The 10,593-nt window shown below is 41.8% G+C and carries 5 protein-coding genes; all 5 read right to left on the minus strand.

What is annotated here, in order from left to right:
- Positions 1–100 precede the first annotated feature (100 nt).
- The gene (locus H6G03_RS35735) at positions 101–361 is read right to left on the minus strand and encodes a response regulator transcription factor (RefSeq protein ID WP_190475430.1); all 261 of its coding nucleotides are present in this window, start codon (positions 359–361) and stop codon (positions 101–103) included.
- Between the two features lie 86 nt (positions 362–447).
- Positions 448–1,539, minus strand: coding sequence for a hybrid sensor histidine kinase/response regulator (locus H6G03_RS35740; protein ID WP_190475432.1), 1,092 nt, complete (start codon positions 1,537–1,539; stop codon positions 448–450).
- Complete coding sequence (locus H6G03_RS35745) at positions 1,536–8,525, minus strand: PAS domain S-box protein (RefSeq protein WP_190475434.1); 6,990 nt, start codon at positions 8,523–8,525, stop codon at positions 1,536–1,538. The genes H6G03_RS35740 and H6G03_RS35745 overlap by 4 nt, the downstream gene beginning before the upstream one ends.
- Before the next feature lie 52 nt (positions 8,526–8,577).
- Positions 8,578–10,053, minus strand: coding sequence for a sensor histidine kinase (locus tag H6G03_RS35750; protein ID WP_190475436.1), 1,476 nt, complete (start codon positions 10,051–10,053; stop codon positions 8,578–8,580).
- A 175-nt stretch (positions 10,054–10,228) separates the two neighbouring features.
- On the minus strand, positions 10,229–10,501 hold the full coding sequence (locus H6G03_RS35755) for a hypothetical protein (protein ID WP_190475438.1): 273 nt from the start codon (positions 10,499–10,501) through the stop codon (positions 10,229–10,231).
- Positions 10,502–10,593: the final 92 nt, after the last annotated feature.

A 10,593-nucleotide genomic window follows, 5' to 3' on the forward strand; every position in this document is an offset into this window, starting at 1 on the left:
TAATTGTGCCGATGCACGATATGCCTACGGCACGCTGTGCGAAGGCACTCCTGCAAGTGCCTTAACAAAAGTTCATACAGTGTCGATTACTTTTGTCCGACTACTTAGCAGTTAGGAAAATAAATGGAATAACTGCCGTTATTGGCTGTTGCTGTAATTCAGTTAAGACGCTATAACCATCCATATCAGGCATCATGATATCGCAGAGAATTAAATCGGGTATTTGCTTTTGTGCCTCTCGTATTCCTTCTTCACCATTCTTCGCCCCCACAACATCAAAATTTTTGCACTCCAAAATATCCAAAATATTATCTCGCACAAACTCTTCGTCTTCAATTACCAAAATTTTTGTCGGTTGCATAATTTTATTAAAAAACTTTTTTGTTGTTTAACTATTGACCTTTTGTGAGTTATTTTAATCCTAACTCAACCAAAAGATTATCACAACTATCTCATGGGAAGTTTTACAGTAAATGTAGTTCCCACCCCTACTTCGCTCTGTACAGCAATAGTACCTCCATGTAACTCAACAGACTTCTTTACAATTGCCAACCCTAATCCTGTGCCTGGGATTGTACCGACATTAGGGGCTCTATAAAAGGTTTCAAACAAACTTTTTTGAGATTCTATAGGAATGCCAATTCCTAAATCTTTTATCTCAAATAAAACCTCGTTGTTTTCACAGGTTGCACTAAAGAATATCGGGCTGTTATCTGGCGAATATTTAACAGCATTTGACAACAAATTACTCAAAATATGACGCAGTAATTTCTCATCCATAATAGCCTCGTTGCAGTTGCATTTCATATTGACTTCGACCGGATGTTTTTCTCGATCGAATACTTCAATATCTTCTACTAATTCCTTACAAAACTTTTGTAAATTAATCGGACTGGGGTTAAATTCCAGTTTACCAGCTTCTGCTTTTCCAATCACCAAAATCTCATCTAACATTTCGATCATGCGTTGGATAGCAGATTGAATCCGATGCACATGAGTTAGTTTCTTCTCCCTCGACCATTCGTCTAAATACATTTCCAGCAAATCAGAAGAAAACAAAATTGTGGACATTGGTGTCCGAAATTCATGGGAAACCATAGAAACAAAACGAGTTTTGAGTTCGTTAAGTTCCTTTTCCTTTTCTAGAGCTTTGCGAATTTCTGTTTCGGCTTTACACCTAGCTAAAGCAATCTCGACAGTAGTGTGTAAATCTTTTTCTTGAAATGGTTTAACTATATAGCCAAACGGCTGAGCTCCTTTAGCTCGCTCTAAAGTTTTGGCATCGGTATGGGCAGTCAGAAAAACCACAGGTAGATTGAAAAGATGGCGAATTTTGTCTGCCGCTTCTACTCCATCCATCGAACCTTTTAGCATAATATCCATCAGTATTAAATCCGGTTGGATTTTTTCGGCTTTTTCAATTGCTTTTTCGCCTGTAGCAATTACAGCCGGAACATGGTAGCCTAATTTTTTTAAGCTATTTTTAATGTCCATACCAATAATTACTTCATCTTCTACTACTAGAATTGTCGCTGTCATTTTTCCTCCCTGATTTGTTTCCTAAAGGTGATCTTAAAAGCAGTGCCCCCAGATGAATCAATTTCGATTTCTCCGTCCAGTTGTTCTGTTAAGTTGTAAACTAACTGTAAGCCTAGCGAGTCAATTTCTTCAATGTCAAAGTTTGAGGGTAAACCCACACCATTATCGCTAACTTCTAAGCGGAGACTATCCCGATCGAGTCGATAAAACTTAACGCATAGTTTTCCACTTTCTCTATCGTTGAATGCGTATTTTAGTGCGTTAGTAACTAATTCATTAATTATCAAACCGCAAGGAATTGCTGTATCGATGTCTATTTCCATTTCTTCAGTTTCAATGCCTAATTGAACAGAGCTTGTGTAAACTTTATAAGAATTCACCAAATTTCGCACCATTTCGTTAATATATTCAGAAGCGTTAATCCTTGATAAACCTTCTGATTGATACAGCTTTTCATGGATGAGAGCCATCGACCTAATACGGTTATAACTCTCTGTAAATAAAGCTAAGGCTTGTTCATCTTTTATGTACGCAGACTGAAGCTTGAGTAAGCTAGAAATTACCTGTAAGTTATTTTTGACTCGATGGTGAATTTCTTTAAGCAAAACTTCTTTTTCTTTAAGAGATGCCCTGATGTGATTCTCTGCTTGTTTCCGTTCGGTAATATCTCGATACATCCATAAATGTCCGCTGTACTTTCCTCTTACAAAAATCGGTACATGATCCCGTTCAAAGAAGTGACTATTTACCATTGTCACTTCTTCGTTGGTGACTATTTGCCTGGAGCTTAATATTTCACGATGCTGCTGGAAAAATTTTTCCGGTTCTGCAAAAACTTGTTGAAAATCTTCGTAGAAAGTAGAAAAATCGGCTCCGATTAAAGCAGCAGGTACAATGGGGATATTGAAAATATCGCAAAATGCTTGATTGATCGTGACGACTTGGTTAAACTCATCTTTAACTAAAATCCCCATCTGTAAATTTTCAATCAGGGCTGATAGCCGAGAAGTGCTTGCTTGTAGTTCCTCCTCCGCTAGCTTGCGCTCCGTAATATCGTTTTGGATACCAATGTAGTGAGTGAGAATGCCATTGCCATCATAAATTGGCGAAACATTTAATTCGTTCCAGAACAAACTGCCATCTTTACGGTAGTTCCGCAGCACAACTTTACAAGTAGTTCCTTCCGTAATCGCAGCCCGCAGTTTTTCCAAACCCGGTTGATTTGTATCGCTACCTTGTAGAAAACGACAGTTTCGTCCGATTACCTCAGCCGCAGAGTAACCGGTCATCTCCTCAAAAGCAGGATTGGTATAAATGACAGGATTATCCGGCTGTTTGGTATCTGAGATAATAATACCGTTACTGCTAGCAACAAGCGCCCTATCTGTTAAGCGCAACTTTTCTTCTGTTTGTTTGCGTTCGGTAATATCGTGACAAACGCAAATTAGTCCTCCATCTGCAACTAAGGTGAGGGAAAGTTCCTGTGCAAATGTGGTGCCGTCGCTTCTTCTGGCAGTTGCTTCTCCTTGCCACTTACCTTGTTGTATCACGATGGGGATGATGTCTCCTTGAATGCGTTTACATTCATCTTCGTAGTATAACTCTTGCCAAGTTTTACCGATCAGTTCTTCAGCCCTGTCGTAGCCAAAAATTTTGGCGTGGGACTGGTTAATGTAGATGTATTCGCCTGCGGCATTAACGATGCCAATCCCATCTCCTGCTGCTTCCACCGCAGCTAAGTGACTTCGCATCTTTTCCTCTACTTGTTTGCTTTCGGTAATGTCGCGACATATACCAACGATACCCAGCAGCTCGCCTTCTGCGGAAAGATAGGGACACTTAGTAGATAAGAAAATGCGTTTGCTCTCATTCGTCTCGAAAACTTCTTCACAAGTCCAAGCCATATTACTTGACATGACTATTCGATCGAATTCACGAATTTGTCGTTCGCTTTCTGCGGTCAGAAAATCTTCATTTCGTTTGCCTAAAATTGCTTCGATCGAGCGGTTTAAGTATTTTGCCCCCGATCTATTAATAAATATGTAGTGACCGTTTTTATCTTTGATAAAAATAGCATCGTTACTGTTTTCTACGATCGTGCGAAGTTTGAATTCACTATCGCGCAATGCTGCTTCCGCCTGCTTGCGATCGGTAATATCCATAACTACACCGCTCATTGCGATCGGTTGACCTGTCCGATCGCAGATAATATCACCCTTAGCTGCAACCCAGCGGATAGAGCCATCAGGCCAAATGACGCGATGTTCGATGCTATAGGGTATTTTTTCTTTAAGAGTGTCAGTAATTGTAGCCTTGAGGTAGTGGCGATCGTCAGCGTGAACCCGGTCTATATAAGTGTCATAAGTTCCAGTAAAAGAAGCGGGAGCAAAGCCAAAGATTACTTCTGTTTGCTCTGACCATAATATGTTATTTGTCTCGATATCCCAATCCCAAGTCCCCATTTGGGCAGCATTGAGGGCCATCCGCAGCCGCCACTCACTCTCCTGCAACGCCTCTTCTGCCAACTTCCGTTCGGTAATATCCATCATTACCCCTGTCATCCGATCTGGCTCTCCGTTGCGTTCGCAGATAATATTGCCGATACAGGCGATCCAACGTACAGTACCATCAGGCCAGATAATGCGGGTTTCTATGCTATAGGATGTTCTCTCTTCAATGGCAAGTTGAATCGCTTGTTCTAACGGGGGGCGATCTTCTGGATGTATGCAGCTAAAAAATGCTTCTGGAGTTCCGGGGAAAGAACCAGGTGCAAGGTCAAAAATGAATTCAGTCCTTTCTGACCAAATGACTCGCTCGGTTTTCATGTCCCAGTCCCAAGTCCCCATTTGCGCCGCTTCCAGCGCCAGTGCCAACCGCGACTCGCTTTCGCGGAGTGCTTCTTCGGCAAGTTTGCGATCGCTGATGTCAATAAATAAACCATCCCAAATAATATCGCCATTGGTTTGTTTTTCCGGGCTAGAAATGCCTTCAATCCACTTGAGATGACCGGATGGTGTAATAATGCGCCCTTCCCACTGCCACGGTTGCAAACTTTCAGCCGAAATAACAGTTGAATGGTATAAAGACTGCACATCATCAGGATGAATCATCTCAACGCTTTTCTGGAAATCCGCTTGCATTTCTTCTGGTTCTAGTTCCCAGATTTCGCGACAACGCGGACTCGCATAAAGCAATGCTTGAGAACCGTCAGTACGAAGGACGTACTGATAAAGCATCCCCGGCACATTGGCTGCCAATTTTTGGAATTTCTCTTCACTGTCTTTAAGCGCTTCTTCTGTCCGTTTGCGCTCGGTAATATCCATAGAAATGCCGCAAACAGCATAAATTACTCCATGACTATCTTTTAAGGGAAACTTAACAGTAATGTAGGTATGCAACCCGTCTTCATGAGGAACAACTTCTTCAACTTTTACGGCGTTTCCTTCTTCTATTACCTGGCGATTGCTTGCTGCAAACGTATCGGCAATCTCGCAAGGCCAATAATCGTAAATACTTTGGCCAACAATTTCTTCTCTCTTCAAATTAAACAAGTTTTCACACTGATGGTTAAGCAATAAGTATCTATTTTGAATGTCGTGTGCATAAATGACCGCCGGAGAGTTATCTAAAATTGCCTGTAAGTGTGCCTGACTCTGCTGTAATTGTGCTTCTGCTTGTTGGCGTTCGGAAATTTCGACGGTTACTTGTTGAAGACTCCACAGTAGTTCTTGGGTGCGTTTTTGCACTTTGGTTTCTAATTCTTCGTTGAGTTTTTGCAGTTCTGCTTGGGCACGTTTGCGAGCGCTAATGTCTCTGGCTTCTGCAATTAGCTGGATGGCTTCTCCTTTTTCATTAAAAATAGGCTTGAGGGAAAAGTCTGTTGTGATTACTTGCTCCCCAGCACCGAGCATTTCCAGTTCATAACGAAGAAAGTGGCCTTTGGCAGCGGTGCGGATCGCCCTTCTGAGTTTTTTCTGGGTGGCTTTGGAAATTGTCCACCATTTTGTTTCCCAAAAGGGACGACCGATTACTTCAGTGGCTTGAAGACCGACAAAATCAAGGGCGGTTTGGTTGGCTTGTAACAAGATGCCATCCAGCTTTAACAAATAAGTAAATTGATAGCTATTGTTAAAAATAGCAGCAAAAATTACTTGATTTTCCCGCAGCGCTGATTCTGCTTGCTTGCGCTCAGTAATGTCTTCATAAGTTCCCAAGATGCCGATTACATTTCCATTTGCATCCAGGAGCGGAACTTTGTTTGTATCCACCCAACATAGTTTGCCATCTGCTTGCAGTTGGGTTTCGATGATGTTATATTCGGGTGCATTGCTTTCCATCACCCGGCGATCGCACTCGCGATACCAATCCGATTCCTCTTCTCTCCAGGGCAAATCGTAGTCTGTTTTACCCACAATTTGCTGTGGATTATCAAAACCAGCAGCTCGTGCGAAGTTATAATTACAACCTAAATAAACTAAATTCCTGTCTTTCCAAAATATAAATTGGGGGATATTATCCATCACCATTTGCAACATTTGCTGCGAGCGTTGCACTTCTGCTTCTGCCAGCTTGCGAGCGGTGATATCGGTAGCAACGCCAAGCAATTTATAAGCTTTACCATCTTCAGACAAAAGCGGTGTTTTGACTGTTTGAAACCAGCGTAATTCTCCTGTAGGTATTATCACGCTTTCTTCGGCAATAAACTTTGTCTTTAAGGTGGTCATTACCTCCATATCGTCATGCGTCAACCGCTCTACATCAGCTGGATTATTGTTAAATTCTCTAATTTTTTTACCGACCATTCGATCAACAGTCATGCCCCAAGTTTCGGCACAGGCTTGATTAACTAATACATATCTACCATCCCGATCCGTAACAAAGATTAAATTAGGATTGGTATCGATTACTGTTCGCAAAAATTGCTGTTGTTCTCGCAAAGCTACTTCTGAGAGCTTGCGATCGGTAATGTCTTCGACAATCCCTGTGACGCGATAAACTTCTCCCCCCTCATTTTTGAGAGGAAAAGCACGAGTCAAAACCCAGCGGGTTTGTCCATCCGGTCGGATAATCCGATATTCTTGGTCGTAAGGTTGTCCGCATATCTGCGATTCCACCGCAGCGATAACGCGATCGCGGTCTTCTGGATGAACGGCATCCAAAAATTGTGTGGGATTATTGTATACATCTATACAGCCGCCCCAGATTTTGTCCAAGGCAGGACTGCCATAAAGTAATTTGTTCTGTCGGGGGTCTCTGACAAAAAAGCCTTGGTGGAGATTTTCCCCTAGCTGCTGGAATAATTCGTTACTTTCTCGCAGTGCAGTTTCTGCTTTTTGACGTTCTTGCAGTTGGGTTTGAAGTTGCTCGTAAAGTTCGGCTTGATGGATGGCGATCGCGCAATGATCGGCGATCGCTTTGACAAAGGCTACCTCCTCCTCTGTCCATTCCCGTTCTCCCTTACATTCATTTAAGCTAATTCCGCCCAAGTACGACTGCTGATATATCAGCGGCACAATCATGAGAGCGCGAATGTTGCACCTTTTTACGGCTTCCAAAATTTCTGGCGGTTCGCACTCATCAATCCGAGGAAGAACGAGCGGTTCTCCTTGCGCTAACACGGAGTCGTAACGGCGATAAAAACCGCAGTGTATACCCATTAAACTGTTGCCTTCCGAGGTAGCCTCGGAAACATAACGAATTCCCAACTCGCGATCGGCATCCGGTCGAAAAATTAGGCAACGGCTGACATTGAGCGCGGAATGCAGTTGATTCGCTGCGATTTGGATAATTTCATCCAAAGCCAGCGTTCCTCGCATAGCGTGGACGATTTGATTGAGCAAAGTAGCTTGTTGAGCTTGTCGCTCAACTGTCGCAAGAACTTTTTGAAGTTGGGTCGTGCGCTCTTCCACTTCGTTTTCCAGTTCGGCGTTTCGCTGGCGCAGCAGTTCGGCTTTTTCCGCTTGCAACTTGGAAACCGATTGTTGGGTACGTTTCAGCCGTTTGTAGATTTGCACCGGTTCTAGGGAACTCAACAATTCCATCTCTGTTATTATTCCCAATTGCACTGCCGAACTCTCACTCTGACGCTCTCGAACTAACAGCATTTCCATGCGATCGATCTGCATTTGCTGATAAGCATAAAGCAGAGAGTTTTCCGGGTTTAGCTCGTGTCCCAATCTCCTCATTACCGATGCAGCTGGTGTCTGGGCTAAATCCATCCCTACGCACCAAGCTTGTATAATTTGTTGCTCAGTAACAACTCCTACCGGAATGGATGAAAGGCTACCGGAAACAGCATTGTTTGCTTCGTTCCTTACCTCTTTTGTAATTACCACACAACTAACGCGATATTCTGCCATCAGTTGGGCAATCTTCTCTACGGATGCTGTTCGATCGGCACGGATTAGCTTGGTGTTCATCACTTCGCCTACTGTACCGAGTTTGAACAGATTCGTGGTTTTTAAGGCTTGGAGAATGCTTGTGGGAGTTACAATTCCCAACAGCTGCTTCCTCTCGTCTAGAATTGGTAAATAGTAAATTTGACTCTGACGAAAAAATAATACAGGTGTAAAAATATTGACTGCATCTGACAGACTCAAGGTCGATATCGGCGGCTTAATCAATTCAGCAATTTTGACTTGGCTTTGCAGTCCATTCCCAGATGCCAGTAACTGCACTATATCTCGCTCGGCGAATATCCCTAAAACTCGCGAAGCTTCCATTACTACAGCATAATGGCGATCGCGCAGCGTGCCGGATGGCATATCGATTTGTTCTTCCATACCGACTGCTGGGGCGGCAATATTTAACCTTACTCTAGAAGTATCTCTTAAATTATCGCTCCCAATAGTATATTGGCTGGTATATGAGAGTCCCATGAGAGATATCACATCTACCAACTGCGTATCGGGAGCTACGATAATGGGATGACGATGTATAGCCTGCTCTAAGTCTGGTAAATTTAAATAAAAATCACTGGATTGCATGGCGTTATCGATTATAGAGCTTTATTTTCTGGGCTCTTGACGAGCTTCTTACTTAAGCCAGACTGGGGAGTCTGCAATCATGACGCTTGAAAGGAAATGTAATTTTAAAGTGCGTACCTGCCTCGGAATTAACCTCAATATCTCCATCTAATTGATTAGTTAAATTGACAACTAGCTGTAACCCCAAAGATTTACTTTCTTCAAGATCGAAATTTGGCGGCAAACCGATGCCATTATCGTGGACTTCTAATAAAAGTCGGCAACCTTCAATCAAAGCAATTTTTATGCTTATTTTTCCTGGTCCCCCATTAGTAAAGGCATATTTCAAAGAATTGCAAACCAATTCATTAATGATTAAGCCGCAAGGAATAGCAGTGTCTACATCGAAAAATATTGGCTCAAATTTAATATCCAAATCGATAAATTCGGACAACAATCTGTAAGAACGTACTAGATTATTGGCTAGACTTGTAATGTAATCACCAGCATCAATTAGGACAATACCTTCAGATTGGTAAAGTTTTTCATGAATCAGTGCCATTGACCTAACCCGGTTATAGCTGTCACTCAAAAGCGATGCAATTTCTGGATCGTTAGTACATTCAGATTGCAACTTCAACAAACTAGAGATTATTTGCAAATTATTCTTGACTCGATGATGAATTTCCTTAAGAAGCAGTTCTTTTTCTTTTAGAGATCCTTTCAGTTGTTGTTCGATCTTTTTCTGATCTGTGATATCGATACCTACAGCAACTGCGGCTTCACCTTGCTGGTACTTTTGGGCAACAATTAAGTAATTTCGGATCGCTCCATTAATGTTGGCATCGATCACTCTACTACCAGATTTATCGTCACCACGCATAAAATAACTCATAAATTCTGCAAATGTCTTACTGCTTTCCAAAAAACCAATTTCTTGACCGATAAAAATTTCTGGAGGACGATTAAATGCAGTACATAAATGCCGATTTACACCCATATATCGCAAATCGGAACTAATCCAAGAAACTAATCCCGGTACAGCATCTAAAACTACTTGCAACTGGTCTTTTGCTTGTTGGAGTGCCTTCTCTGTCTGCTGCCGCTCTTTCACTTCTATAAGTGCCCGGTCTCTCATAATGCGATAGTCCTGAACTCGTTGGGTGAGTTCCGTAACATCTTGGATGGAGAGTAAAGCATAGTATCCTCCTTGAGGTGCAGGTTCGGCGGTAACAGTAGTATGCTGAATTCGCTGCTGTCCGTTAGGTAAGTATGCGGGTATGAAGTGCTTATGGAGTTGAGAAGAGAAAAGGGTTGGTGGCCCCCCAGCAAAGATTTGTTTGAGACGAGAAGCATATTTCGTTTCCTTTAAGTGAGGAAAACGTTTGATAATATCAGTTCCCACTATTTCTTGCTTGGAGATATTAGTCCAATTCTCCAAGCAGCGATTCCAATACAGCACTGTAAAATCTTCCCGAAGTACGCATATACCTATAGGGATTCGATCGAGAACACTAAATTTTTCAGCTAATTCTTCTATGTCGTTCATGGCTGATTTTTGAAATCATTTTTTCTCGTTTTTGATAGTTTTGTCCGGTTCAAACAGAATAGATTTAGTTGAGCGATAGAGGAGACATATAAGCCTGTGAGCGCGTTGTGTTAGTTAAAACCATGTATATTTATTGAAGTAATTTATTTTATTTTTTGAATTACTGTCTAACCAGTTATTTGTAGGCGTAGATTTCTTCTGCGATCGCACTCATCAACAAGTTAAAAGAACTTAATTCAAATATCAGTATAATATCGCCCCGAATTTGAAATCTTTCAATTGTAAATTGAGTTTGCGCTAATAAAACTGTAGTGGGAGCAACCTTATTATGGAAGTGGATTAAATTCTCCACTGTATCCTCAATATAATAGGGAAGTTCGTACTCAAGGTTGCGATTGATTAAATTGCCAATAGAACCGATAACGCTATTAATTAAGTAGTCGGACAAAAGTAATCGACACTGTATGAACTTTTGTTAAGGCACTTGCAGGAGTGCGATCGCTACCCACGGATAGTACAAATGTATTGTAAAAATTGACA

This window comes from Aerosakkonema funiforme FACHB-1375 (assembly GCF_014696265.1).
Lineage (GTDB): Bacteria > Cyanobacteriota > Cyanobacteriia > Cyanobacteriales > Aerosakkonemataceae > Aerosakkonema > Aerosakkonema funiforme_A.